We start from the raw sequence: 25,156 nt of genomic DNA, 5'->3' as shown, positions 1-25,156 counted from the left end.
GATCGTTCGTATCAGTGTTGGTGTCAACAATAAAGTGAATGGGAGGAACAACCACATGTCTCAAGGATTTTTACGAAGCACTCTCGCTGTTGCAGGGGCATCTGTCTGTCTTTTTCTGGGTTCTGCCATATCCGCCCAGGCCGATGACGGCATGGTGAAAGTCACGCCACTGGGCAGCCACGATGGCGAATTCTGCAGTCGTGACCGGGCACTGATATTTGAAGATCCGAACGGCACCCGAATTCTTTACGATGCAGGGCGAACTGTTGCCGGGCCGGAGGACCCGAGGCTGGGCAAGATTGATGTGGTGCTGGTTTCCCACATGCACGGGGATCATGTCGGAGACCAGAGAATCAGTCAGACCAATCAGGGAACCTGCGCTTCTCCGGACACCGGCGTGTCCACATTGCCGCAATCCAACACCGTCGATATTGCCGTGAAGCACAATGCGAAGATTGTAACGGGCAGTGAGATGCCGGCGTTTTTTGCCGCTAAGCTGAAGGGCGCCGGCGGTGATCCTGCCAATTCCATGCTGGTGCGCTTCGGTGGCGAGCGGGAAGTGGGTGGCGTTGCCGTTACTACCGTTCCGGCGGTGCACAGTAATGGCGTTTCCCCCTCGTTCCTGACTGGGCCGCTGGCGGAACACCTGAAAGCAGCCGGGGTGGGAGCCAGCGTCGGACCGCCTACCGGCTATGTGCTGAAGTTCTCCAATGGTCTGGTGGTCTATCTGTCAGGTGACACCGGCATCACCGCTGAGCAAAAACTGGTGGTTAACGATCATTACAGTGCCGGCCTGGTGGTTATGAACATCGGTGACACCTACACCACCGGCCCGACCCAGGCGGCCTACGTGATCAACGATCTGGTGCAGCCCAAGGCGGTCATTCCTTCCCATGCCAACGAGCCGGCCACATCCGGTGGCAAAGTGCAGGATGGAACCCGTACAGCACTGTTCCAGGAGTCGGTTAACGTGCCGGTTCACGTGCCACTCAGTGGCCGCACCATGGCATTTAATGGCGCGGCCAGCTGTGTCTCTGGCTGTAATTGAGGTAATCAATAATCAAAGAGACGGTCGAGAATGTTCAGTCTTCCATTTCCGGCCGGTAATTGCCCGACCGTGCTGCACCATTCAAGCGAGCACGCTTAAGCAGCGCGGCCTGGGCATCCGAGCCGTTGTCGGGCTCACCGGCCCAAGCCTTCTGAGCCGGTTCCTGCAAGGCCCGGCCGTAGGAGAAGCTCAGCTCCCAGGGTTGGGCGCCCATGCTGTTCATGGCGTTCAGATTGGCTGTGGCTTCCTCGGGTGTCTGGCCTCCGGACAGGAAGCAGATGCCCGGAACTGCTGCAGGAACCGCCCGGCGGAAAACGTCAAGGGTAGCCCTGGCCACCTCTTCCGGAGTTGCTTTCGGATTCTCTTTTCCCGGGGTGACCATGCTCGGCTTCAGAATCATCTGCTTCAGCTCGACTTTGTGCCGGTAAAGAGCATGAAACACCTCTCTTAACACCGACTCGCTTACTTCTGCAGTCCGTTCCATGGTGTGGTCGCCGTCAATCAGTACTTCAGGCTCCACAATGGGGACAATTCCAAGTGACTGGCAGATGGCTGCGTAGCGCGCCAGAACCTCGGCGTTCGCTTCGACAGCCTGCCGTGAGGGCAGGGTACCGGAGATGTGGAAGACATCTCGCCATTTGGCAAACCGTGCGCCTTGGTGCTTGTAGATTTCCAGGCGGTCTTCAAGGCCATCCAGCCCAACTGTGATCTCATCGCCCGGAGCGTTGATCAGGGGCTGCTTGCCCTTGTCCACCTTGATGCCGGGCACAATGCCCTTGCTCGCAAGAAGCTTAGGCATGGGCAGGTTGTCCAGGCTGTTCTGGCTCAGAGTCTCCTCGAACAGAATCACTCCGCTGATAAACTCCCCAAGCCCGGAGGCCGAAAAAATCAGACTGCGGTATTCCCGACGTTTTTCTTCGCTGGATTCAACGCCCACTGCCTTGAAGCGCTTGGCAATGGTGGGATGGCTTTCGTCCGCCGCCAGAATTCCTTTGCCGGGCTGAAGCAGTTCCCGGACAGTGTCGTTCAGTTCTTCCTGAATCGTCATAATGAGCTCCTGATTAATCCGTGGCAGTGTGAATGTGCGTTTGTTGTCTCTCATTGTAGACGCTCAATTGCGCTTTGAAATTTGACCTGAGCTAAGGCAAAAACGGCTTTCGTGAATTAGGCTTTACTGAACAACAACAGGAAAAGGGAAAGCCTGAATATGAAAACCGTTGTCAGTGTCAGCCAGGGATCCTCCGAATACGATTACGATCTTGAAACCGAGTTTCTGGGGCAACCTTTCCGAATTATTCGCATCGGCACCGATGGCGACCTGTCCCGGGCAGAGGCAGTGCTGGAATCGGTGCATTCCCAGGCAGACGCCATTGGCCTGAGCATGATTCACGACCACTACGAGGTGGGCCGGGAGCATCTTGAACACCCGGATACCGCCCGGCTGGAGGCCTGTGTGCCGGATAAGCCGGTGACAACCGGTGCGGGCCTGCGCGGTATTCTGCAGGAGTGGGCGGTGCGTCACACCCAGTCTGAACTGGGGCATTTTTTCGATAACGCCCGGGTATTATTCATGAATGGGCAGGCGGGTTATCGCATTGCCAAGGCGTTGTCCGAACACACCGATAACCTGTTCTTTGCTGACCCCTACACCGACTTCGGCGTGCCAAGGCTGCTGACCTCATTGAAGCAGCTGGAAACCTACACTTCGCTGACGGCGTCCATCATGTTCCGCCCTGCAGCGGTGAAAACCGTCGAGACCGTTCTGCGCACACCGCTGTACCGCCTCGGCGAGGGACTGGTTAAGGGTTCGCTGCGCCACGCGGTGTCTGACGCCCATGTGATAGTGGCGGCCATTGGGGACCTGGAAAATTTAGGCCAGAAAGAGCTGAATGGCAAAACCGTAATTACCTCTCGCGTTACAGAGTCCTCTCTCGACTGGATGCGTTCCAGAAGAGTGGCCATGGTCGTGGACTACAGCCCCTGGCTGGAAGGCCGGCCTGTTGGGGTCAACGTGATGGAAGCGATGATCAGTGCAGCGCTCTCCCGAACGCCGGAACAACTGGGGCCGGATGACTATCTGGATGTGATCCAGAGTCTGGGGATCGAGCCCAGGATTCTTTACCCCAACGGATACCGGCGGGTGAACCGTTTTGCCTTCGTGATTCACCCACTTTCGCAGCAGTATCTCACCAAAACTCCGCCCCTGGACTGGATTGCCAATGTATCGCCTCACGCGGTGATGAACCTGGTAGAGAAAGCGGTGGCCTATACGCCGCCATTCATTTACTCAAAGGTTTCAGGCATCCGGTCGCCGACCGGTGATGAAGTCGAGGGCTGGCTGATTACGGTCGGTGGCACCCCCAAAGAAATCATGGCCCATGATCCCGAATTCACCTATGGGCGGTTGCTGCAGGCAGCGAAACTTGCGAAAAAACTGGGTGCCCAGATCATGGGTCTGGGTGCGTTTACCAAGGTTGTGGGTGATGCTGGCATTACTGTGGCCAAACGCGCGCCGCTGCCGATCACCACTGGCAATAGCTACAGTGCCTCTGGTGCCCTTTGGGCGGCCCATGATGCCATGAAGAGAATTGGGCTCGTTACCATAGGCCCCAGCGGCAAAGCCGCCGGCAAAGCCATGGTGGTGGGCGCCACTGGTGCTATCGGGTCTGTTTGCGCCCGGCTGCTGGCCAAGGCGGTGGACGAGGTCTACCTCGCCGCTCCGGAACCGGCGAAACTGCTGTCTCTCAAAGAAAGCATTGAACAGGAAACACCAGGGGCCATCGTGCATGTTGCCGGTTCTGCAGATCGGGATCTGGCGGAGATGGATATGATTGTTACCGCCACCTCCGGTGCTGGCAAGCGCATTCTGGACATCATGAAAGTGAAGCCGGGTTGTGTCATTACCGATGTTGCCCGACCGCTGGATATTTCAGCGGAAGATGTGGCGAAGCGGCCGGATGTGCTGGTGATCGAATCCGGCGAGATCCAACTACCTGGTGAAGTCCATATGAAGGACATCGGCTTGCCGAAAGGGATCGCCTATGCCTGCCTGGCGGAAACCATCGTGCTGGCTCTGGAAGGGCGGTTCGAGAACTTCACTCTCGGCCGCAATATTGAATGGGAGAAGGTGCGGGAGATCTACAAGCTGGGCCTGAAGCACGGTATGAAGCTGGCCGCCATCTCCGGTGTGAACGGGGTGTTCACCGAAGAAGATTTCGAACGGGTTCGCCTCCTGGCGGCCAGCAAAGAGGATCAGACGGAGGGATCAAGCACGCCGGCGTAACGCACACCACTGAGCAGTGCCATTTCCCGATGCCAGGTGGACAGGTCGTCACTATCGAACTTGCTGAGGCTGTCGTGGCCACAGGCCCGGGCCATCACTTGCATCAGTGTCACCGACGCCTCAAGAAAATTTTTCAGCTGTTTCGCGGACTGATCCACATTCAGTCTCTGGCGCAGGTCCTCGTTCTGGGTGGCTATGCCCGCCGGGCAGTTGTTGGTATTGCAGATGCGGGCCGCAACGCAGCCGATGGACTGCATGGCGCTGTTGGCAACCGCAATGCCATCGGCGCCCAGAGCCATGGCCTTTACGAAATCCATCGGCACTCTCAGCCCGCCTGTCACAATGAGAGTGACCCGGCCACTGGCACCATGGTTATCAAGGCACCGGCGTGCCCGTGCCAGCGCAGGGATGGTGGGCACGCTGATGTGGTCCCGGAAGATTTCCGGTGCGGCACCGGTACCACCGCCGCGGCCGTCCAGGATGATGTAATCGGCGCCGGCCTCGAGTGCGAACTGTATGTCCCGTTCGATGTGATTGGCGCTGAGCTTGAAACCCACAGGAATGCCCCCCGTCAGCTCCCGTACATGTCTGGCGAAGTTCCGGAAATCCTCAACCGAGCGAAGGTCCTCGAAGGTAGGGGGAGAGTTGGCCGGCTCACCTTCGGGAATGTTCCGTACCTCTGAAATCCTGCCGGTATTCTTGTTGCCCGGAAGATGGCCACCGGTGCCGGTTTTTGCGCCCTGGCCACCCTTGAAGTGGAAAGCCTGGACTTTCTTCAAAAGTTCTTCCTTGTAGCCGAACTTGGCGCTGGCCAGCTCGTAGAAGTAACGGGAGTTCTCCTGCTGCTCCTCCGGCAGCATTCCCCCCTCGCCGGAGCAGATGCCCGTACCGGCCATTTCCGCCCCGCGGGCCAGGGCGATCTTGGCTTCCTCGGACAGCGCCCCGAAACTCATGTCAGAAACAAACAGTGGCATGCTCAGGGTCAGAGGCTTGCGCGCTTCCGGGCCGATCACCAGTTCCGTAGCAACATCGGCGTTATCGGCAAGCGGTTTGCTGGCCATCTGCGCCACCATAATCTGCAGATCATCCCAGTGGGGCAGAGTGTGGCGGGGTACGCCCATGGCGGTGATTGGGCCGTGGTGGCCCATCTTGCTCAATCCTTCCCGGGCCAGTTGGTGGATAAACTCTACCGTGGGTTCTTCTTTTGTGGCTTTGGCCTTTGGGGCGTCACCGGATGCACCCTCGTCGCCCTCTGGATCAGGCGCTTCCTTGCCAACCTGGTCCTTGCTGAATTTCCGGTGGGTGCCATCGCAATAGGGGGCACTGCCCGTCTGTTTGCACTGGCACAAAACCGCCTCTTCGTCCTTTTCGGCCTTGAAGACCTTGGGTTTGAAGCCCGTAACTCCATGAGAGCCATCACAGAATGGCTGGTTATTGGAACGGCCACAGACACAGAAGGCATATTCCTCGCCTTTCTTCAGGCTGACTTTCTTGGGCTTGTTATCAGCGATCACCGGATTGCTCATTGCAGGGCTCCTGTTTTGGCATATGCCGGAATGTACTCAGGTGTACGGGCATTAAACGCAAATAGGTTAACCGGTAGTGCTCCAGTGTGGATCAGGAATGCCCACGCCGCCACAGCAGCGCGAATAATCGAGCCGCCGACAATGACGGTCCTTTGTGTTCTTCCATGAGTAAATGGAGCAGCCTTCGATGGCAACTCCCGTACAAAGCCTCAGTGGCGAATGAAGTTTAATGGACCCTTCATGGGCCGACACCCGGGCTTACTGCATACGCCATTGTTTCTCAAGCAGAGTCTGTTCAAATTCAGGGCCGATCGGTGGGGTCGACATCATCCGGTCGAGATGATGGTCAATTACGCTGCCGCCGCTGGCGGTTTGGTAATCGCCAGATGTGCTCGGTTGCCCGGTTTCAACGCTTACCCTCTGTTCCCATATCCCTGACTCTGTGCGACAGGCAATCTGTTCCAAGGCTGTGTTATTTACGTCGAGGCGAAATTGACGGCACCATTCACCGGTTTGGTTCTGAAAGGTTAAGGTGGGCCTCAGGCTGGCAACGTCACTGATCGAGTAGGTCTGTCCACTGGGCTGGCTATCCAGTATTCGGGCCACGGCTGTCCAGGCCGGATCACCTTCGGATGGCAGTGTCAGCCACTGTGTCAGTGCCAATCCTGCAATGACTGCGGCGGCAATGGCTTTGCCGGAATGCCCGCGCAGTCTCCGAATCCGGGGAAATGTAATAATATTATCGGCTGCACGCGACGCGGGATGCTGATCCTCCACTTCCAGCATCTTGCTTATTGTGGCAGGCAGAGGGCGATCATCAATCGAGCAGTAATGACGCTGGAGTTCCGAATCCACGCCTGCGAGCTCTGCCAACCGATCTGTCAGCGAAGGGTCAACGGCGAGTTGTTCCCTGACCGACTCCATTTCCGGTTCGCTGAGTTCGCTGTCAAGGAAGGCGGAAAGGGTCTCATCTGTGATCTTCATGAATCGGTCCTCAAGGTTGCGGGCGCCAGAGCTTCGCTGAGCGCTGCTCTGGCGCGGGCCAGGCGGCTCATGACAGTGCCTCTGGGCACCTCGAGTATTTCCGCCACCATCTTGTAGGGCATGCCCTGGATAGCTACGAGAGAAATGATCTGACGCTGGTCTTGGGGTAGCCGGGACATGGCGGAGTCTACCCGGTTCCACTCGATTTCCTTGGTCGTCTGGTGTTCGCCATCTGTTACCAGACTGTCGCGCAGTTCTGGCTGTTCTGCGGCGTCACGCCGAACTTTTCTAGCCCGGCACTCGTCTATCCAGACATTTCGACATATCCGGAAAGCCCATTTGGTGAGGTCGACATCCTCCGGCCTCTCGTGGTTCAGGAGCCTCTCAACAGTATTCTGGAGCAGGTCGTCGGCATCGGCCATGGAGCCAGTCAGCGAATAGGCAAACCTTCGAAGACTGGGTAATAGGTCCGTGATTTTCTGTTGCATAGTGATCATTCTTGGTTGGGTTTATCCGGAAGACGATCCGGCCAACGATTTATTCCATTGTTCAGGGAATTTTTTTGATAGCGGGCCGTTAGAGTATGTGAAACGTTCAGGAATTTGGATGGTAAAAAATGACGCCAATTTTCAAATCTACCTTTATATCCGCTGTTCTCCTTTGGTGCGCGCCGGTATCGAGCCTCGCGTTGCCCGGTGGCGCACTGGACAACACCGCGGGCAGCATTACCCGACAGGTGGAAAGAAGTGCCGAGCGATTGGTTAAGCGGGCGGCAAACCGGAGTATCGAACAACGGCTGGAAAAGCAGGCTGAAGCACTGGAAGCCGACCTCAAGGCTTTGCCGGACGTACTGCCTGTCTACACGATTACTGGACAGAAAGCGTTCAATGAGGTTGCGCTGGAGGATGGTTCCAGGGCGGTAGAGAGGCAATGGTTGGTAACAGGTAACGAAGAGGATATTAAACATCTTGATCAAACCGGGATAAAGGTTCTGGCAAAGACACGCTATTCCGGTCTGGGGATGTTTGTTGCGCGTTTCCAGGTGAACGATGACATCAATTCACTTGAGGCATTGCGAGGGCTGATACCGGAGCTGGCCGACCGCCTGGACCGAAACCATGTATACAGCCCCGGGGTGGGGGAGACGCATGCACCGGTAAATGTGCAGTTACTCAAGCGCAAAAGCATCTGCGGTGGGGCCCTCCGGATAGGCATGATTGATACGTCCGTCGAGACCGAGCATTCTGCATTTGGCGGTGCCCGGATTATTGAGCAACGTTTTCTATCACTCGGAAGTGGTGGCGGAAAACTTGCGCCTGTGACGGCTCATGGTACGGCGGTAGCGGGCCAGCTGGTAGGCCGGCACGGGGATTCGGGCATGGCCCGATTACCAGGGGCAACGCTGTTCAACGCCTCGGTGTTTTACAGGCGAACGGAAGACCTGTCCGGCGCCACGCTGGGGCATTTGCTGGAAGGGTTGGACTGGCTGGTGACTCAGAACCTGTCAGTGATCAACATTAGTCTTACCGGCCCGGATAACCGGCTGTTGGCCTCAGCAATTCGAAAGCTTCGGAAAAGGGGCACGTTCTTGGTTGCTGCGGTTGGCAATGAGGGACCTGCAGTGTCACCACTGTATCCTGCCGCCTATTCCGAGGTTGTTGGTGTTACCGCAACAACCCCTGCCGGAAAGCTCTACAGGTGGGCCAACCGGGGAAAACAGGTGATGTTTGCTGCGCACGGTGTTGGGGTTCGCGTTCCCCGCCCGAACGGTGGTGTCAGGACGGACAGCGGCACCTCGCTTGCTGCACCCGTGGTTGCGGCCGCGCTCGCCTGTCGCCTTAACGAAGGTGGCTCGGAAAGGGCACTGCAGGCGCTAATCGACCATGCTCAGGATCTGGGTGAGCCCGGTCGCGACAGTCTCTATGGTTTCGGTTTTCTGCCGTATTGACTTGTGGCGTTCAGAAGCCCGCCCTGAGGCTGATGCCGGCGATGGTGCGTGTATAGTCTGCTGTGTTCCCATCCCCACGATAAATTCCGTGCGACACAGAGGGCTCAAGGCTGAAGGTTTTGTTGAGGCCAATTCGCCAGCTGGCTTCCAAGACATGGGCCTGATCGGCCCGACGGCTGGTTGAGGCATCGATCAAATTGCCAGTGAACGGATTGTCCAGAAAGGAATTGGATGGTGAGACTTCTGGTTGGTCATATTCCCTGGTTTCAAATCTCCAGCCAAGGCGAAACCGGTTGTCTTCGCCGCCCAGCGTAAAGTGGTTGAGCAGCGTTGCCCTGATACGCCACAGATCGTTGTCGAAAAAGTCAGCGCGAGCGTCTTCCTTTTCATAGTCCACGCCGACCTTGAAATGACTCCGGACCTGATTGAAAAAGAAAAACGAATCCAGGCTTGCACCTCGGATGTCTGAGTCGCGGGTATTGCTCTCGTCGTAATCCTTTCGTTTGTCCTGCAGGCTGGCCGATAGGTAGACATCATCACCTAGGAGACTGCCCAGGTAAGCGCTGGCCCGGTGAAAGTCGAGGAATGGTTCTGAACCCAGGATTGAATGTGAGTAGTGGTAACTCGTGCCAATGGTTACCGAATGAAAATCGTAACTAAGGTCAGCAGAGAGCAGGTGAATATCCTGGTTGAATTGGTCCAGCTCCTGGTATCGGCTGGCAGACAGGGAATACCCGAGGGTGAGGTTCAGTCGCTCGGCCGGCTTCAGCACACCTTCAAGGCCGGCGTCAAAAACCCAGGCCTGATCACTTCGGTCCGATGAGGCGTTCAGATCGTCCACTGAGACATTGTTGTCATGCTCCACGCCGGTTGAAAGGTGACCGTTAAAAGCTGATTCTTCGGCTGCCTGGGCAGAAACTATTGGCACCGTTAGGCTTAAAACGGTAACGACATGCGGTAAGGATCGTGTGAAGTACATGGCTGTATTCCTCCTGAGCTGGAAAAAAGAGGCCGGGCCAAAAGGCCCGGCTATCCAGATGTGGCATAGGCTTTATAGCAGACCGCCGCTGGCAGAACCTTTCACGGTGCTTCGTACGGAGTTCTGGACCTCGCTTTTCACGCTATCGGATACAGCGGTGCCAATCTGCTGATTGGTTTCGGCGTGGATTTTTGCATTCCGAGCCCGATTCGTCCGGGCCTTGGCTTCATCGGCTTGTTGGTTTGCCTCGCCGATGGCCGCGGTTGCTGTTGCCGAAGCTGTGCTCCGCACCTGCTGACCAGCTTGAACGCCGGCGGTTATGGCCTGATTGGCATTTTGGCGCGCTTCGTCTCGCGCGGTTTCACCATTCGCATGGCCCTCAGCGCTTGCCGATGCTCCGCCCTGTGCAGAAACACCGCTTTGAGTGCTGGCTTCGGCGCTCATGTTGGCGTCGGCGTTTGCGTTGGCAGTGCTCTCAGCTGCAAGTGCGCCAGTGGAAAGAAGTGAACAGATCGCGAGTGTCAGTACGTGCTTTTTCATAGTTACGTCCTCCTGTTTGCCCTTTTCGGGTTGCTTTCATCAGGAGGACGTACCAGGAGAGGATTTATTCCAGAGAAAATCCGGACATTATCGGAGACCGGCTTTCACAGCCCGTGCGTTATGCAGTTTTCTGTAGCTCTCAATCAGCCGTTGGTGCTTCTCGAGACCTACCAGCTGCATGTTGGTGGGCTCCAGGCCATGAAAACGAACTGTGCCTTCCACCGAGCCCACAACGGCTTTCATGGTGTTCTCACCGAACATGCGTGTGAAGTTGGTGATGTAATGGGACAGTTCCATATCGTCGTCGAGAGTGACTTCCAGTACCGCATACATCGCGCGGAAAAACAGGCCGCGTTCTACGGTGTTATCGTTGAACTGCAGGAACATGTCGACGAATTCCAGTGCTTCCTCGTGCCACTGCAGAGCGAGGCAAATCAGGATTTTCAGTTCCAGGATCGTGAGCTGGCCCCAGACCGTATTCTCATCGAACTCCACGCCGATCAGGGTGATGATCGTCATGTAGTTGTCGAGCTGACTGGCTTCAAGGCGTTCCACCAGGTCAGCCAGCTGGTCATCGTCCAGGCGGTGCAGGTTGAGGATATCTTCCCGGTAGTCCAGGGCCATGTTGGTATTATCCATGATCAGATCTTCGACCGGATACACCTCGGAATAGCCTGGCACCAGAATCCGGCAAACCGGCGCGCCCAGTTCCTCATAGACGGCGACATACACTTCCTTGCCCAAATCACGGAGGATGCCGAACAGGCAAGCTGCTTCCTCCGCGTTGGTGCCGGAGAAATCCCATTCGACAAAATCGAAGTCGGATTTGGCGCTGAAGAAACGCCAGGACACCACGCCGGTGGAATCAATAAAGTGCTCAACGAAATTGTTCGGCTCGGTGACTGCCAGACTGTTGAATGTCGGCGGTGGCACATCGTTCAAACCCTCGAAGCTGCGGCCCTGCAGCAGTTCGGTCAGGCTTCGCTCCAGCGCCACTTCAAAGCTCGGGTGGGCACCGAAGGAGGCAAACACGCCGCCGGTTCTCGGGTTCATCAGGGTGACGCACATTACCGGGAACTGGCCGCCAAGGGAGGCATCCTTAACCAGCGTCGGGAAGCCCTGGGCCTCAAGGGCTTCGATACCCTCAAGAATGTCCGGGTATTTCTCAAGGACTTCTCTGGGCACGTCCGGCAGGGAAATTTCTTCCTCGATTATCTGCTTCTTCACGGCCCGCTCAAAAATTTCCGAGAGGCACTGTACCTCTGCCTCTTGCAGGGTGTTACCCGCGCTCATACCGTTGCTGAGGAACAGGTTCTCGATCAGGTTGGAGGGGAAATACACCACCTCACCGTCTGATTTGCGCACGAAGGGCAGGGAGACAATCCCGCGCTCGGTTTTGCCGGAGTTGGTGTCGATCAGGTTGGAGCCAAACAGCTCGCCGTCCGGATTGTAAATGGCCAGGCTGTGGCCATCGAGCATGCCTTCCGGCAATTCGTCATCGGGGCCGGGCTTGAACCATTTTTCATTCGGGTAATGGACGAAGTCGCTGTTGGCGATCTCTTCTCCGAAGAACTGGTCGTTGTAAAAGAAGTTGCAGCTCAGGCGCTCAATGAATTCGCCCAGGGCCGAGCACAAGGCGCTCTCCTTGGTGGCACCCTTGCCGTTGGTGAAGCACATCGGGGATGCGGCATCGCGGATATGGAGTGACCAGACATGCGGCACGATATTGCGCCAGGAGGCGATCTCGATCTTCATCCCCAAGTCCTGGAGGATCGCGGTCATGTTGGCGATGGTCTGCTCCAGGGGCAGGTCCTTGCCTTCAATAAAGGTCTGGGTGCTGCCCTCTGGCTGCGTCATCAGCAGAGCCTGGGCATCGGCATCCAGATTTTCGACGGTCTCGATCTCGAAGGTTGGGCCGGTTTGAACCACCTTTTTCACGGTACACCGATCAATGGAACGCAGAATGCCCTGCCGATCCTTGTCGGAAATGTCTTCCGGCAACTCCACAGAAATCTTGAAAATCTGGTTGTAGCGGTTTTCCGGGTCCACGATGTTGTTCTGGGACAGGCGGATATTCTCGGTGGGAATGTCCCGTGCCAGGCAGTAAACGCGAACGAAATAGGCCGCACACAGCGCCGAGGACGCCAGGAAGTAGTCAAAAGGGCTGGGAGCGGAACCATCGCCCTTGTAGCGGATGGGTTGGTCGGTCACGACGGTGAAATCATCAAACTTGGCTTCAAGCCTGAGGTTGTCGAGAAAGTTGACGTTGATTTCCATTACAAAGGTACCCGGATTGGAGAGTTTGGCGCGCCACTGAATTTAGTGGCGGCCATTATCCAGTTTTTGCAGGCGTTCGTCTTGGTCGGTCTTTTACGGATGATTCAATGCCTGCTCAACCGCTTGCGCGGCGTGAATCTCCGTTGTGTCGTAGAGTGGAACATAGGTATCAGCCTGGCGGATCAGCAGGCCGATTTCGGTACACCCCAGAATAACGGCCTGCGCACCGCGCTCGGAAAGCGAAGCGACGATATCGAGATACGCTTTGCGGGACGCCGGATCGATTTCGCCACGGCAGAGCTCCTCGTAAATAACTCGATGAACCTCTTGGCGCTGAGCCTCGTCCGGTGTCATTACCTCAACACCGGCTTCTTCCAGCCGGTGGCGGTAAAACGCCTGCTCCATGGTAAATTGCGTGCCCAGCAGGCCCACGCGCCTAATGCCATCCCTGGCCAATACCTTTGCGGTGGCATCGGCTATGTGCAGCAGGGGAATACGAATCGCCTGTTCAATCTCAGGCGCGACCTTGTGCATTGTGTTGGTGCCGATCACCAGGAAGTCCGCGCCGGCCTTTTGCAGTGACAGCGCGGCGGCAGAGAGAATGTCAGCCGTGGCTGGCCAGTCGCCCTGGTGCTGGAGCGCCTCGATCTCCGCAAAATCGACGCTGTAGAGCACCAGCTTCGCGGAATGCAGGCCGCCCAGCCTGGCTTTGATGCCTTCGTTGATCAACCGGTAGTAGGTTTGGGTGGATTCCCAGCTCATGCCGCCGAGAAGGCCAATGGTTTTCATCGGAGATCTCCTTATTATCCGTTCGCCATTACTATCGCCAGGGTGGCCGTATAAACTGCCAGGATCAGCGCACTCTCGAACCCGATCCTTCCGATGCCGTAGCGCTGTCGCAGCACCATGCCCATCAACAGGATTGCGGTCATCAGAATGCTGATCAGCCCCCAGGTCATCTGAATGGGGGCGATATCGTGGTAAATGGATCCGTCCGGATAGGCAATATCGGCGGAGGCCACCACCAGCATATTAAAGCAGTTGGTGCCGAAGATATTGCTGACCGCCAGAGTGAGCGCGCCGGTGCGAATTGCAGCAATGGTGGTGATCAACTCGGGTGACGAGGTCGCAAGCGCCGTGAAGAGCCCCCCGATCAGCGTTTCGGAAAGGCCGGTCTCGTCACTGATGACCTTGGCGCCTTCCATCAACACCCATCCGGCTATGCCCGTCACCGCCGCCAGCGCGGTGAAGCTAAGCCAGGCTTGGGCCAGCCCGCCATGGAGGTAGTGTGCAGGCTTGTCTGGAACGGTCTGGCGGGTGAGGCGGGGGAACCACATTGGTTTGTTATCGGTGCTTCGAACCAGATACATGCCGAACAGATAGGCGGCGGCAATCACGGGCGTGACCGGGTGAATCCCCCAAACAGAAATCGCTGGACTGCCGATCGCCAGCAAAGGTAGCGCCAGCAGTGCGATCAACAACGCAGCAAGCATCAGGTTGGTAGGGGAGGCAGCTGCATGTTCCAGGTTGGCCTTGCGGTAAATCACGTCCGCAATACCCAGGAAAACCAGGTTCGCCGCCATGCTGCCCATAATGTTGCTCATGGCAAGATCCGGCCTTGAGTCCAGTGCAGCGCTGAGAGTGGCCGCAAAGTCGGGGAGTGACGTTACGCCCGCGAGCAGAAAGATGCCGAAAAGCGCTTCACCCAGGCCGGTTCGATCGGCCAGTTCGTCTGCCACGCGCGCCAGCCGGCTGCCGGCAGTCACAATCACTGCGGCAGCGATGGTAAAACCAATAATGCTGGTAGTGAGGGTTGAAAACACGCAGGGCCTCAGACGGTTGCAGTTACATACCTCACTGTAGTTCTTCTGGGCCGAGTGTCGCTACCTCACGTCATCCTGCCGTAATTCACACTCGCCCGGTATCTCTTACCGCCACCATTTCAGGATCATTGGCCGGACAGTCATGCCATGGATGATGATCGACAGCACGATAACCACCAGCGTAATGTGAATGAACTCTACGGACAGCTCTTCGGGCAGGCCAACGACGATTGCGAACATCAGATAATAGATCGAGCCGATGCCGCGCACGCCGAACCAGCCGACGAGCATCTGCAGCCTTAGCGGTGCTCCGGAACCAAGCAGGCCGAGGAAAACGCTGACAGGGCGAACGATGACAAAGAGGAACAGTGCCATGCCGACGGCTCTGAAGCTCCAGGAGTCAATAAACAGCATTCCACCCAGCAACAGAACAAGCACCAGCTCTGAAAGCCGCTCCAGGGGTTCCTTGAACAGAAGGGAACCCTGGGAGACCTGGGGGCTCAGCTCTGGCTGCGGCCTTCCAGAGGGGTCCGGAAAGACCGATAACGGGTCAGCGTTATCGCCAGGGGCGTTTTCGCCCGCCAGTCCGAGTTCCGATTGCCGGAGCGAAATGGCCGCCACAAAAACCGCCAGAAAGCCCCAGGCATCGAGCACCAGGCAGATGCCATAAACCACGCCTATCAAGCCCAGCCCGAGGAAGTCGTCCAGCATTGGACGGTCGCTGTCCATGAGGCGCTGCTTTTGAACAATCCGCGCCAGTACATGCCCCATCACCAGCCCGACAACCAGGGCAGATAGCGTTGCCCACACAACGTCCTTTAGAACCCAGGTGCCCAGCAGCTCAAAACTCGCAGGGGCGCTAATCAGGGCCATCCCCAGCATGACAAACGGAAAGGCACTGCCATCATTCATGCCGGCTTCACTGGTGAGGGTGAATCGTAAAGGATCTGTATCGCCGACGTGTCGAACCTGAACCTCCGTTGCCAGCACCGGATCGGTAGGTGCCAGAATGGCGCCCAGCAGAATGGCCGCGCCAAGAGGCAATGCCAGCATGTAATAAGCAAAAACCGCTGTCAGGGCAACACTGATAGTCATGGAGATAAAAGCAAGTCGGATGGGAACCCGCCATTTCTGCCAACGGAAGGGGACCGGCATTTTCATACCGGCAATAAACAACGACACCAGCACCGCAACTTCGGCCAGCACCTCCAGCAAATGCGCCTGTTCCAGCGGGTTGAAATGAAAGGCACCAAACACCGTCGGTCCGAGGGCAACGCCCACCGCCAGGTAGAGCAGGGTTGGTGTCAGGTGGCAGCGCTGCAGAAGGGATGATCGCAAGCCGATCATGATCAATAGGCTTCCAATCAATACAAACCAGATGGCGATGGTCAAAAAGGCTCTCCGATGCAGATCCGGCAGTAAGGGATTTTGAATGGTGTTTGGTCGGGGCGCCAGAGTGACAGACGCTGACCAAGTTGACGGGATTCAGCTATTTCCGTCGGACTGCGGAGCAATGTGACAGACTTTTGATGCAACAACACGGCGGGAAAAATACCTATGGCCCTGGTTCCGGGAGATTGACCAACCAGTGCCGCCACGTGGGGTTTTCTGTATCAGATATAACAGTGTCATTCCCCGGGATTGCGTGCATAACAGTCCGCAGCCGTGAATGCACGGTCTTTCCAAAGGCGCAAACCAAGCGCATTCAGATAAACCTCTGTGCCCTTGAAAACGAACTCGAACGCGCAAGGCTTCCGAGAATGAGTACGTGTTGCTCACTTCTCTCAACCGGTAGTTACACACACACCGTGTACAGCTGGTCTTAAACAGCAGGTTTTTTTATGTCTGAATGCGGGCACATCCAATTTTGGGCATGCCTTTCAGGCCGCGGTTAAGTTTCAATTAAGGTTGGTCTGCCAGACTTCTGCTGCCTGGTAAAGGGCCTGTGGCCCTTCCGCAGTCCGGATCCGATGGTAGCGGTCGATCTGTTTTTCCCTGAGGTGTTATGAAACGTTTTTGGCATAATCTGACTGTCATGAATAAATCGACACTGATTGTTCTGGTGTCCATATTCCTGATGGCGTTCGGTAACCATGCGTTCTTTTCGAACATAATCGAGGCTTTTCCGCTGAACTTCGATAATGCCGCGTTTGTGATCTCCCTTGCGGTTGTCTTTGGCGCTGCCCTGATCGCGATTCTTTCGCTGGTGTGTTATCGGTATACCACCAAGCCGGTATTGATCACGATCCTGATGCTGTCCTCCTTTGCCGCCTATTTCATGGACAGCTATAACACGGTGATCGATACCGACATGTTGCGTAACGTGGCGCAGACCAACGTGTCTGAAGCTTCGGATTTGATGTCTGGTAGCCTGATGATGTACGTAATCTTGCTGGGCGTTTTGCCGTCATTGTTCGTGTACCACGTCCAACTCAAGACAGGAACGGTTCGCCGGGATATTCTGTCTACGGTCAAACTGGCGTCGATCTCTCTGGGTGTTGTCGTGCTGCTCGTCGTGATCTTCGGTAATTTTTATGCCTCTTTCATCCGGGAGCATAAGATTCTGAGGTACTACGCCAATCCAACTTTTTACCTTGTCTCTACCTTCAAGTTTGCCAGTAGCGCTATTGAAAGCAGCAGCCTGCCGTTCACAATGATCGCCGCCGATGCTGTGGCCGCACCCGTTAAGCGCCCGCGAGAGCTGATTATTATGGTGGTCGGCGAAACCGCACGAGCGGACCGGTTTTCATTGAATGGCTATGAGCGTGAGACCAACCCCGAACTGGCGAAGGACAATGTCATCAGTTTTCCAGACTTCTGGTCCTGCGGAACCTCGACCGCAGTGGCGGTTCCCTGCATATTTTCGGTTTATGGCCAGTCAGACTACGATCAGAAAAAGGCCGAAGCCACCGAAAACGTACTGGATATTCTCGCTCGCACCGGCGTCAACGTGCTGTGGCTGGACAATAATTCCGACTCCAAGGGTGTGGCCGACCGGATAACCTACCGTGATTTCAAAACGCCAGAAAACAATCCGGCCTGCACTGATGAAGAGTGCCGGGATACCGGAATGCTGGCGGACCTGCAGCAGTATGTTGACGCTCATCCGGAAGGAGACATCCTGATCGTGCTGCACCAGATGGGCAATCACGGGCCCGCGTATTACAGGCGGTACCCCAAAGAGTTCGAAAAATTCACGCCGGTTTGCCAGACCAACGAGTTAGAGAGCTGCAGCAACGAGAGCATCAACAATGCTTACGATAACGCGATTCTGTATACCGACTTTTTTCTGTCAAAAGTTATTGATGAGCTTCGGCGTAATACGGACGACTTTGAAACCGGACTGTTCTACCTGAGTGACCACGGCGAATCGCTGGGTGAATATGACATGTACCTGCACGGGCTGCCGATGTTTATTGCGCCCGAGGCCCAGCGCCATGTTCCGGCGGTCATGTGGTTTTCGGATAACTTTTCCGGCGTGAACGAGAAGGCCCTGCGCGCCAGCAAGGACCGGACTATGAACCAGGATTGGGTCTTCCACACGCTGCTGGGGTTGTTTGACGTGCGTACTGACATCTACCAGCCGACGCTCGATATTCTGAATGTTCCGGAGGGCAAAACGCAGGAGCAACTGGCGGCGAAACAAGATCAGTAAGCCGGGCAAGTATGGCTGTGGTTTTCAATGATGGCCTCCGGAAGCGACGCCTCACGAAGGCCTGTTGTTACAGCGTAGCGTGGCTCCGCTTCCATTATCGGTCAACTGCAGTTTGGAAGTGGCTCCTAAGGGATTGCAGTGGCCTTATGGCTGGGGTGGTGCGCGCTTATGTGCCGAAGAAGTTCGATTGTCTCCTTTGAGGAAATCTTTTTATCGCCGGATTTCTTGGCGCTTTCGCCGCCAGTGAAGGAGACGATGTCCCCCATGCTCACCATGCCGCAAAGCTGATTGTACTGGTTGACGACGGGAAGACGCCGCACTTCGTGTGCTTCCATCAACTGGAGCGCCTTCTGAATACTATCGTCTGGAGTACAACAATGGAGTTCCCGATGGTTGGCAATGTCTTCGCCGCGAAGGTCCCACAAAGGCTTGTGTTGCATCGCAGCGCCCATTGCGATGTCCCGGTCGGTGACAATGCCCACCGGATGCTCCTCGTCATCAATCAGCGGAATGGCGCCACAGTCGTTGTTCCACATCAGCATGGCGATATCCTGCAAGGAGGATTGGGGCGAGCAGCTCGCCACTTCGGTAACCATGATTTCGTTGACTTTCATTTGGATTTCCTCCGTCCTTAGGGGAAGCGTTCGAATGAATTCCGTCAGCAATGCGCCCTTGCCACATCCAATTCCGCAAACTTCATGGGGCTATCCATTCTGAGGGCGACACCGGTTCCATCAATGAACCGGCGTAAACTTTAATATGTACTCAGTTCGGGTGATTGTCCATGATGGTCGTCAAGGCGATTGCTCGTCCCGATTATTCTAGTCATTTACTTCCGATTATTTACCCCCGGCGACATCCAGCAGGGACCCGGTTACATACGACGCCTTATCTGACAGCAACCACTCAATGGCATGTGCCACTTCATTCGGCTGACCACCGCGTTTGAGGGGAACGGAGGGGGACAGCCGTTCAACCCTGCCGGGCTCACCGCCATCAGCGTGGATATCGGTATGGATAAATCCGGGACGGACGCCATTTACGCGAATGTTCTTTTCCGCTGCTTCTACAGACAACCCCTTGGTTATCGCATCCATGGCTGCCTTGGACGCGGCGTAATCCATGTATTCGAACGGGGAACCGGTTCGGGCGGCGAGGGATGAAACATTCACGATCGCACCGCCATCGGGCATACGCCGCATGGCCTCGCGGCAGCAGAGAAAGCAACTGGTGACATTGGTCGCCATTACCCGGGTAAAGCGCTCGACGTCCATATCTACTAACCGCGACTGGGTAAGCAGCACGCCCACGTTATTCACCAGTGCGGTAACTGGCCCGAATGCCTGTTCCGTGGCATTGAACAGGGCAATCACATCCTGTTCCCGGCTGACATCGGCCTTAAAAGCGAGGGCGCGCCCGCCACTTGCCTCGATCTCTTCAACGACAGCCTCTGCTTGGTCCATCCGGGCGCGGTAATTGACACAAACCGCGTACCCGTTCGATGCCAGCAATTTGGCTGTGGCAGCTCCGATACCCCGGCTAGCGCCAGTGATGATGGCGACGTGGTTCATTGATGGTCTCCTCAGCGAATTGCTCGAGTGATGATGCTGTGGGTTATTGAATGCACGTCCCTACCATCGAGGTTGAGACAGCAGCCCGGTTACTGGGTAACATTGTTCCAGACACACTGCCACAGTAGACCGGGAACTGTTATGACAACAGGCAGGACCACTCCGGATCACCGACATGCCATTATTCTCCTTGCCCGAGTAGGTTATGGGGCCCGGGGTGTTGTCTATCTGCTGATAGGTGGGCTGGCAGCGTTGGCTGTATTCGGGCAGGGTGGCCAGACTACCGGTAGCCGTGGTGCCCTGCAGCGCCTCATGTTTGCCCCTTGGGGTGACATTTTGCTCGGGGGCATGGTTGTCGGCCTCTTGGGGTTCGCCTTGTGGAGAGGCATTCAGGCGGTCAAGGACACCGATCATCATGGCACTGATGCCAAGGGTATCGTGATCCGTACCGGCCTTTTTGTAAGTGCCATATCTCATACCATGCTCGCCGTTTTTGCGGTTAGCCTGATTTTCACCCTGGGCGGTTCGTCCAGCGGCTCGGGGAGTGGGTCCGTGGACGTTGCCAGCTGGCTGATGAGTCAGTCCTATGGACGCTGGCTGGTTGCCGGGGTCGGGGTGGCACTGACAGGCGCCGGTGTTGCACATGAAATCAAGGCCATGAAAACGCAATTTGATCGCCACTTCCTTATGCCGACGAAAATCAAATATTGGGCCTACCCCATCTGCTGGTTTGGCCTGGTGATCCGCGGCCTGGTGTTCGTGATTGTTGGCGCCTTCTTTATGACGGCGGCTTACCAGCTGGATCCCGCTGAGGCCGGCGGTATGGCAGAAGTCTTCAATACCCTGCGCGGTCAGGCATTTGGCCAGAGCCTATTGGCACTGGCGGCAATGGGATTGTTTGCTTTTGGCATCTACAGCTTGCTGGAAGCGGTATACCGCCGCATCGATCCGTAGACCGGAGAGAAATTCACCATGGTATTCAACTGCGGCGTGCACAGCGCTGGTCTCAACACCTGAACAGTGATCGCCAGCCTAGTCGATCCGATTGAGAGACCTGCGCCGATTCAGCCGCGACAACCCGGAAACCACGCCACTCAGCACAGCAAAGGTGGGCCTCACGACGAGCCGAAATGCCCAACTAACGACATACAGCACGGGCACTATTATGAACAGCCAGCCCAGAAACTGCACCAACCACACCGGATAGCCAAGCACCTCAGAGACTTCGGCGAGAAAGTCATTAATGATACTGGGGTGGGAAACCACGAGGTAGCCAACCCCTATGATAGCTGGCCATTTGGCGTATCGGGCGCTGGTCATCAGCATCCGGCCGCTGTTGGCCAGTCGGGTGGCGAGGGCTGCCGAGCGCGTGCTTCTGGCGGCGCCTTTAGTGGAAACGGCCACCGTGCGGCCTACCCGCAATACCTTCAATGCGCTGGCGAACACGAGTGCATCGACAGAGGCCCAGCCAATGTCCGCGGCGGATACGTTTTCACCCGTGCGATGTCGGATCTCCAGGTTTCGGATTCCGCTGGCGAAAAACTGGTTAATGTTCTCCAGTACCCGTTCGGTCCGCACCCAGGTAACGTCGCCTTGGCTGCTGACAACAAACTGACCGAGGAAATCGTGGCCTTCCTCCTGAATGAAGCGCACGGCGTACCAGCCGCGCTCCTCCGGAAGCAGGTTGTCTGTTCCAACGGTGGCTGTCTGTTCAGGGAGGGGGGCGTTACCAGTAAAGAAGTCCATGATGCGCTGGTACTTGTTGGCCGCCGTGTTCATAAGCTCAATCGAGCCAATTGGCCGGCCAAAAAAGTAGTCAATGGGAGGGAGGATGTTCTCGCCATAGAGCCGAAGGATTTCGCGGAATTCGACCTCTGGCCCATACAGGGGCAGGATCTTGCGAGTCATTTCGGGATACCTGAGATACGCGGCGCGGGCTTTCAGAAGGAGCAGTTCGTCGTCCGCCATATCCAGCAACGCGGCCTGAAGTTCGAGGGGTTGCTTTTCAATGGCGGGGAACTCGTAGAGCGTATCCTCGGCCTGAATCTGGATCAGCCTCTCCTCAATGGGCATGGGGTTGGAACTGACCGCTGAAATCAGCGCGATCAGCAATGCCACACCAAGAATCAGGAAGAATTTCTTCACAGCCTTACCCCGTGAGCGTTCCGGCTGCCCGCGTTGTCGGGCTCGTATAGCTTTTTGCGAAAAATGAAGTTGAAGTTCTGGAGCAAAAGACAGTAAAAGGTTTATCTGCTTTGTCCGCCATAGGTGATATCGACGTTACCCTGACCCAGATTCTATGCCAAGTGCAGTTTCAGGGAACGGATTTTTGTCCCGCGTGAGGAGAGCGACTAAGCTTCAGATAGCGTCTCCGGTCGGTAGCTGTCTGGAAAAGTCGAAGCCTGGACCCGGTTCCTCGTCAAATTGACAGTGCATGTCTCAGGGGAAAACTGCAGGATCTCAGGGGGAGCGAGCATAAATGGCTGCTCCAGGCTTTGAACTCCTCTTTAGGAAGGATCAGGATAAACGACTGGTGGTGCCGGACTGGTGATGCCGGAAAGTACCGAGGCGGGAGTCGTTGGAATAAGCTACGTTTATGTCTGGCTTAGCGGCAATGAACAAGAAAGGGAAAGTCTATGATCGGCGATCGCAGTGTGCATGTGTTTTATGATGAGGTAATGCTGGGACATAATCCCGAGGTGAATCTGCCGTTCATGCCCAGCAGGGTGGAGAAGCGCGTCAGGTCAATCCTCAAGGGGCTCGATTTCAAATGGAGCTATCCGGAACACCCGGGCCGGCTGACTGCAATCAAGACCTACCTGGATGAGCATCCGGTAAAGGGTGTTAAGTTCCGGACGGGAGCAGCCCCTGCAACCTACAATCAGCTGGCGCGAGTACACACTGCCGCCTACCTGGACCACATCTTTTCATTCGCGGGCAAACGTGCCTGGCTCGACAAGGACACAACAGCCGTTTCACCGGAGAGCATTAATGCGGCCACCGCTGCGGCCGGCAATGCCATTGCGGCAGTAGAAAGTGTCGTGAATGGTGAATGCAACAGTGCGTTCGCTCTGATACGTCCTCCCGGGCATCACGCCGAGCCGGTGCGGGCGCGGGGTTTCTGTCTGCTTAACAACGTTGCCGTGGCGGCCGCTCACGCTCAGGCCAAACTGGGCTGTGAACGTATTCTGCTCATTGACTGGGACGCCCACCATGGTAACGGTACTCAGGATATCTTCTGGGCGGAGCCGGATGTGCTGTTCTTTGACACCCATTGTGCGGCGCCCTTTTATCCGGGTTCGGGCCACATAGAGGAAATAGGTGACGGTCTGGGAGAGGGGTATACCATCAATGTTCCGCTACCGGAAACTGCGGGCGACGTCGCCTTCGAGAAGGTCTTCCGCGACATTCTGGTGCCGGCTGCCGATTACTTTAAACCGGATCTTGTGCTGGTCTCAGCCGGGTTTGACCCACACCGTAACGACATGGCAATGAATCTGACGTTCGACGGCTTCAGGGTGATCACCCGAATTGTGCAGGACATCTCCGACAAGCACTGTAAAGGACGACTGGCACTGGTTCTTGAAGGAGGTTACAGCCTGGCGTCGCTCTCGGAAGGGGTGCACGCGGTGCTTGAGACACTGGCAGGCGGTGACGTGCCGGAGGTCCGGGAAATGGGCCTCAGGGAAGCGGAAGAGGCGGCGGAATTCCACCGCTCTGCGTTCAGTGATGAGGAAGAAGAGTAATCGGCAGGTTGTCCGTTACTTTGCTCTTTCTTCGCGACACTCATAGGAACCCATTTCAAATTCCCTGCAAATCCAGGGACGATTTTCATAAATGGTGCACATGAATGTGTGTCGGTCTAACGCTGAGCACCAACCATCCTCTAAGCGCAGCATGGTTTCACCGCCCCACTTATCGTAAGCAATATGCTGCTCAGGAACACCTGTGTCGCTAATAATCATGACTTCCAAACGGCAGCAACAGGCCCGGCAATTCGAACAGGAAATCTCAGGGTCGGTTATGTTCTCAACAGGAATGGTCATAAATATATAATGAACTCGGTTGCAGCATGGAGGATCAAACGGGGTCGCGTTTGCCCGCCGGGAAAGCTCCCAAAGTACACGATTTTTGCCTAAGTGCCAGATCAAGATTTGCAGGCTGACGCTGCTGCTTGCCTGTTGCCCAAGGAAACAGAGGCCAGTAGTAACTGTGATACAGTTGAAGTCAACACGAATGGATAGTGAGAAGGCAATGAGGCGTCCTGTTTGTACTGATGATTCGGGTCATGGCTGATCGCGGGGGAGCGGCCGGCGCGCTGTGTTCGCATTTACGCGGGACCAGCCAGCTGGTTACCGAGGCGGTCGGTGGTGTGGTGGACACCGTTGAGGCTATGCATCGCAACATCTCCGGTTTGGCCCCGATTGTCGGCGCTCCCCGTAAAGGCCCGACTCGGGGAATTACTGGCTTGGTGTACCGCAGCGTTCGGGTGATCTCCCGGGCTGCGGGCGTTGGTATCGATGCCGGCCTGGATCAGTTCGCGCCCTTGCTGAACTATCAGGGGGTTTCACTTAAGCGAGAAAGAGCGCTGGCCACCCTCAATGGAGTACTTGGCGATTACCTGGTGGCCACTGACAACCCGCTGGCAATCCCCATGTGCTTTCGCAAGGAGGGAGCGGCCCTGCAATCTGGCCGGGCGTCGCTGGAAAGTGCCTTTCCCGAGCCCTCTACTCGCCTCCTGGTGATGGTCCATGGCCTGTGCATGAACGATCTGATGTGGCAGCGCGGCGACCACAATCACGGAGATGAGCTGGCCCGTTCCCTTGGTTATACCCCGTTGTATTTGCATTACAATAGCGGCCGGCACATATCTACCAACGGCCAGGCGTTTGCCGACGTGCTCGAACGGCTGGTCCAGGAATGGCCGGTGCCGGTGGATGAGCTGGTCATTCTCGGCCACAGCATGGGAGGCCTGCTTTCCCGCAGTGCATGCCATTACGGCAGGGCTGCGGGTCACACTTGGCCGGACCGCCTGAGCAAACTGGTCTTTCTCGGCACGCCGCATCATGGTTCACCACTTGAGCGTATCGGAAATCGGGTCGACACCCTGGCGGGTGTCAGTCCGTACGTGGCGCCTATCGGGCGGTTGGGGAAAATTCGCAGTGCCGGCGTAAAGGATCTGCGTTACGGCAATATTCTTGATGAAGACTGGGAAGCCTTTGAACCAGAACACCCCCATGATGCCCGGGCCGCCGTAACGCTGCCCGAAGGCACGGATTGTTATGCAATAGCGGCGACGACGCAGTCCAGGGCTGATGCCGCCGGAGTCTATACTCGCGGAGACGGTCTGGTTCCTGTCATGAGTGCCCTGGGCCTGCACCACGATGAGAGCCGGGCATTGCCGATTCCGCTATCCCACCAAAGCGTGTTCTACGGGGTCAATCATTTTGATCTGCTCGACAGCCCGGCGGTATACGAGCGGATCCACGGTTGGCTGGCCGACCACTGATAACGCGGGTGCA

Annotated in this window: 21 protein-coding genes; 7 read left to right on the top strand and 14 right to left on the bottom strand. The window is 56.4% G+C overall.

Features of this window, described 5'->3' with window-relative positions; genetic code table 11:
* Positions 1 to 55 precede the first annotated feature (55 nt).
* Positions 56 to 1,048: an MBL fold metallo-hydrolase gene (locus tag ACN0XM_RS15345; protein WP_417567820.1), complete on the top strand. Its 993-nt coding sequence runs from the start codon at positions 56 to 58 to the stop codon at positions 1,046 to 1,048.
* Positions 1,049 to 1,082: 34 nt separating this feature from the next.
* Here the strand turns inward: ACN0XM_RS15345 and ACN0XM_RS15340 are convergent, their stop codons facing one another.
* A complete protein-coding gene (locus ACN0XM_RS15340) occupies positions 1,083 to 2,096 on the bottom strand; it encodes a class I fructose-bisphosphate aldolase (protein ID WP_417567819.1) in 1,014 nt (337 codons plus the stop codon).
* A gap of 159 nt (positions 2,097 to 2,255) precedes the next feature.
* Here ACN0XM_RS15340 and ACN0XM_RS15335 point away from each other — a divergent pair, with 159 nt between their 5' ends.
* Entirely contained in the window at positions 2,256 to 4,331 is a 2,076-nt protein-coding gene (locus ACN0XM_RS15335) for a dehydrogenase (RefSeq protein ID WP_417567818.1), read from the top strand.
* On the opposite strand, the gene ACN0XM_RS15330 is transcribed toward ACN0XM_RS15335, so the two are convergent.
* From ACN0XM_RS15330 to ACN0XM_RS15320, 3 genes are all read right to left on the bottom strand, one after another.
* Positions 4,301 to 5,857, bottom strand: a complete 1,557-nt coding sequence (locus tag ACN0XM_RS15330; protein WP_417567817.1) for a glutamate synthase-related protein — start codon at positions 5,855 to 5,857, stop codon at positions 4,301 to 4,303. The two genes, ACN0XM_RS15335 and ACN0XM_RS15330, sit on opposite strands and share 31 nt — an antisense overlap.
* Before the next feature lie 258 nt (positions 5,858 to 6,115).
* On the bottom strand, positions 6,116 to 6,841 hold the full coding sequence (locus ACN0XM_RS15325) for a hypothetical protein (RefSeq protein WP_417567816.1): 726 nt from the start codon (positions 6,839 to 6,841) through the stop codon (positions 6,116 to 6,118).
* A complete protein-coding gene (locus ACN0XM_RS15320; RefSeq protein WP_417567815.1) occupies positions 6,838 to 7,329 on the bottom strand; it encodes an RNA polymerase sigma factor in 492 nt (163 codons plus the stop codon). Before ACN0XM_RS15320 ends, ACN0XM_RS15325 begins: the two co-directional genes overlap by 4 nt.
* A 128-nt stretch (positions 7,330 to 7,457) precedes the next feature.
* On the opposite strand from ACN0XM_RS15320, the gene ACN0XM_RS15315 reads away from it, so the two are divergent.
* Positions 7,458 to 8,789, top strand: coding sequence for a S8 family serine peptidase (locus tag ACN0XM_RS15315; protein ID WP_417567814.1), 1,332 nt, complete (start codon positions 7,458 to 7,460; stop codon positions 8,787 to 8,789).
* A 10-nt stretch (positions 8,790 to 8,799) separates the two neighbouring features.
* Here ACN0XM_RS15315 and ACN0XM_RS15310 read toward each other — a convergent pair whose 3' ends face one another.
* The 6 genes from ACN0XM_RS15310 to ACN0XM_RS15285 form a co-directional block, all read right to left on the bottom strand.
* Positions 8,800 to 9,768, bottom strand: a complete 969-nt coding sequence (locus ACN0XM_RS15310) for a surface lipoprotein assembly modifier (RefSeq protein ID WP_417567813.1) — start codon at positions 9,766 to 9,768, stop codon at positions 8,800 to 8,802.
* Between the two features lie 72 nt (positions 9,769 to 9,840).
* Positions 9,841 to 10,308, bottom strand: coding sequence for a hypothetical protein (locus ACN0XM_RS15305; RefSeq protein WP_417567812.1), 468 nt, complete (start codon positions 10,306 to 10,308; stop codon positions 9,841 to 9,843).
* A gap of 87 nt (positions 10,309 to 10,395) precedes the next feature.
* The gene (locus tag ACN0XM_RS15300; RefSeq protein ID WP_417567811.1) at positions 10,396 to 12,585 is read right to left on the bottom strand and encodes an OsmC domain/YcaO domain-containing protein; all 2,190 of its coding nucleotides are present in this window, start codon (positions 12,583 to 12,585) and stop codon (positions 10,396 to 10,398) included.
* Positions 12,586 to 12,678: 93 nt separating this feature from the next.
* Positions 12,679 to 13,374: an aspartate/glutamate racemase family protein gene (locus tag ACN0XM_RS15295; RefSeq protein ID WP_417567810.1), complete on the bottom strand. Its 696-nt coding sequence runs from the start codon at positions 13,372 to 13,374 to the stop codon at positions 12,679 to 12,681.
* 14 nt (positions 13,375 to 13,388) lie between these two features.
* Entirely contained in the window at positions 13,389 to 14,408 is a 1,020-nt protein-coding gene (locus ACN0XM_RS15290) for a sodium:calcium antiporter (protein ID WP_417567809.1), read from the bottom strand.
* 105 nt (positions 14,409 to 14,513) lie between these two features.
* Entirely contained in the window at positions 14,514 to 15,800 is a 1,287-nt protein-coding gene (locus ACN0XM_RS15285; protein ID WP_417567808.1) for a cation:proton antiporter, read from the bottom strand.
* A gap of 613 nt (positions 15,801 to 16,413) precedes the next feature.
* Between ACN0XM_RS15285 and ACN0XM_RS15280 the strand changes: the two genes are divergently transcribed.
* Positions 16,414 to 18,063 (top strand): phosphoethanolamine transferase, encoded by a 1,650-nt coding sequence (locus ACN0XM_RS15280; RefSeq protein WP_417567807.1) that lies wholly within the window; start codon positions 16,414 to 16,416, stop codon positions 18,061 to 18,063.
* A gap of 125 nt (positions 18,064 to 18,188) precedes the next feature.
* Here the strand turns inward: ACN0XM_RS15280 and ACN0XM_RS15275 are convergent, their stop codons facing one another.
* Entirely contained in the window at positions 18,189 to 18,677 is a 489-nt protein-coding gene (locus ACN0XM_RS15275) for a CBS domain-containing protein (RefSeq protein ID WP_417567806.1), read from the bottom strand.
* A gap of 225 nt (positions 18,678 to 18,902) precedes the next feature.
* Positions 18,903 to 19,634 (bottom strand): glucose 1-dehydrogenase, encoded by a 732-nt coding sequence (locus ACN0XM_RS15270; RefSeq protein ID WP_417567805.1) that lies wholly within the window; start codon positions 19,632 to 19,634, stop codon positions 18,903 to 18,905.
* Between the two features lie 141 nt (positions 19,635 to 19,775).
* Between ACN0XM_RS15270 and ACN0XM_RS15265 the strand changes: the two genes are divergently transcribed.
* Positions 19,776 to 20,588, top strand: coding sequence for a DUF1206 domain-containing protein (locus ACN0XM_RS15265; protein ID WP_417567804.1), 813 nt, complete (start codon positions 19,776 to 19,778; stop codon positions 20,586 to 20,588).
* A gap of 78 nt (positions 20,589 to 20,666) precedes the next feature.
* Here ACN0XM_RS15265 and ACN0XM_RS15260 read toward each other — a convergent pair whose 3' ends face one another.
* On the bottom strand, positions 20,667 to 21,779 hold the full coding sequence (locus ACN0XM_RS15260) for a hypothetical protein (RefSeq protein WP_417567803.1): 1,113 nt from the start codon (positions 21,777 to 21,779) through the stop codon (positions 20,667 to 20,669).
* Between the two features lie 491 nt (positions 21,780 to 22,270).
* Here ACN0XM_RS15260 and ACN0XM_RS15255 point away from each other — a divergent pair, with 491 nt between their 5' ends.
* Entirely contained in the window at positions 22,271 to 23,380 is a 1,110-nt protein-coding gene (locus ACN0XM_RS15255) for a histone deacetylase (RefSeq protein ID WP_417567802.1), read from the top strand.
* A gap of 15 nt (positions 23,381 to 23,395) precedes the next feature.
* Here the strand turns inward: ACN0XM_RS15255 and ACN0XM_RS15250 are convergent, their stop codons facing one another.
* Positions 23,396 to 23,680, bottom strand: a complete 285-nt coding sequence (locus ACN0XM_RS15250; RefSeq protein ID WP_417567801.1) for a YkgJ family cysteine cluster protein — start codon at positions 23,678 to 23,680, stop codon at positions 23,396 to 23,398.
* A gap of 242 nt (positions 23,681 to 23,922) precedes the next feature.
* Here ACN0XM_RS15250 and ACN0XM_RS15245 point away from each other — a divergent pair, with 242 nt between their 5' ends.
* Positions 23,923 to 25,143 (top strand): esterase/lipase family protein, encoded by a 1,221-nt coding sequence (locus tag ACN0XM_RS15245; protein WP_417567800.1) that lies wholly within the window; start codon positions 23,923 to 23,925, stop codon positions 25,141 to 25,143.
* Positions 25,144 to 25,156: the final 13 nt, after the last annotated feature.

Source organism: Marinobacter sp. (assembly GCF_048269445.1).
Lineage (GTDB): Bacteria > Pseudomonadota > Gammaproteobacteria > Pseudomonadales > Oleiphilaceae > Marinobacter.
Note: the sequence above shows the minus strand (reverse complement) of the source record. Positions and strands in the feature narration are given on the sequence as shown.

Coding starts and splice junctions, on each gene's coding strand:
- ACN0XM_RS15315 (WP_417567814.1), top strand. CDS start 7,458: ATGACGCCAATTTTCAAATCTACCTTTATATCCGCTGTTCTCCTTTGG.
- ACN0XM_RS15330 (WP_417567817.1), bottom strand. CDS start 5,857: ATGAGCAATCCGGTGATCGCTGATAACAAGCCCAAGAAAGTCAGCCTG.
- ACN0XM_RS15270 (WP_417567805.1), bottom strand. CDS start 19,634: ATGAACCACGTCGCCATCATCACTGGCGCTAGCCGGGGTATCGGAGCT.
- ACN0XM_RS15320 (WP_417567815.1), bottom strand. CDS start 7,329: ATGCAACAGAAAATCACGGACCTATTACCCAGTCTTCGAAGGTTTGCC.
- ACN0XM_RS15245 (WP_417567800.1), top strand. CDS start 23,923: ATGGCTGATCGCGGGGGAGCGGCCGGCGCGCTGTGTTCGCATTTACGC.
- ACN0XM_RS15295 (WP_417567810.1), bottom strand. CDS start 13,374: ATGAAAACCATTGGCCTTCTCGGCGGCATGAGCTGGGAATCCACCCAA.
- ACN0XM_RS15280 (WP_417567807.1), top strand. CDS start 16,414: ATGAAACGTTTTTGGCATAATCTGACTGTCATGAATAAATCGACACTG.
- ACN0XM_RS15345 (WP_417567820.1), top strand. CDS start 56: ATGTCTCAAGGATTTTTACGAAGCACTCTCGCTGTTGCAGGGGCATCT.
- ACN0XM_RS15335 (WP_417567818.1), top strand. CDS start 2,256: ATGAAAACCGTTGTCAGTGTCAGCCAGGGATCCTCCGAATACGATTAC.
- ACN0XM_RS15340 (WP_417567819.1), bottom strand. CDS start 2,096: ATGACGATTCAGGAAGAACTGAACGACACTGTCCGGGAACTGCTTCAG.
- ACN0XM_RS15310 (WP_417567813.1), bottom strand. CDS start 9,768: ATGTACTTCACACGATCCTTACCGCATGTCGTTACCGTTTTAAGCCTA.
- ACN0XM_RS15265 (WP_417567804.1), top strand. CDS start 19,776: ATGACAACAGGCAGGACCACTCCGGATCACCGACATGCCATTATTCTC.
- ACN0XM_RS15255 (WP_417567802.1), top strand. CDS start 22,271: ATGATCGGCGATCGCAGTGTGCATGTGTTTTATGATGAGGTAATGCTG.
- ACN0XM_RS15275 (WP_417567806.1), bottom strand. CDS start 18,677: ATGAAAGTCAACGAAATCATGGTTACCGAAGTGGCGAGCTGCTCGCCC.
- ACN0XM_RS15250 (WP_417567801.1), bottom strand. CDS start 23,680: ATGACCATTCCTGTTGAGAACATAACCGACCCTGAGATTTCCTGTTCG.
- ACN0XM_RS15325 (WP_417567816.1), bottom strand. CDS start 6,841: ATGAAGATCACAGATGAGACCCTTTCCGCCTTCCTTGACAGCGAACTC.
- ACN0XM_RS15300 (WP_417567811.1), bottom strand. CDS start 12,585: ATGGAAATCAACGTCAACTTTCTCGACAACCTCAGGCTTGAAGCCAAG.
- ACN0XM_RS15305 (WP_417567812.1), bottom strand. CDS start 10,308: ATGAAAAAGCACGTACTGACACTCGCGATCTGTTCACTTCTTTCCACT.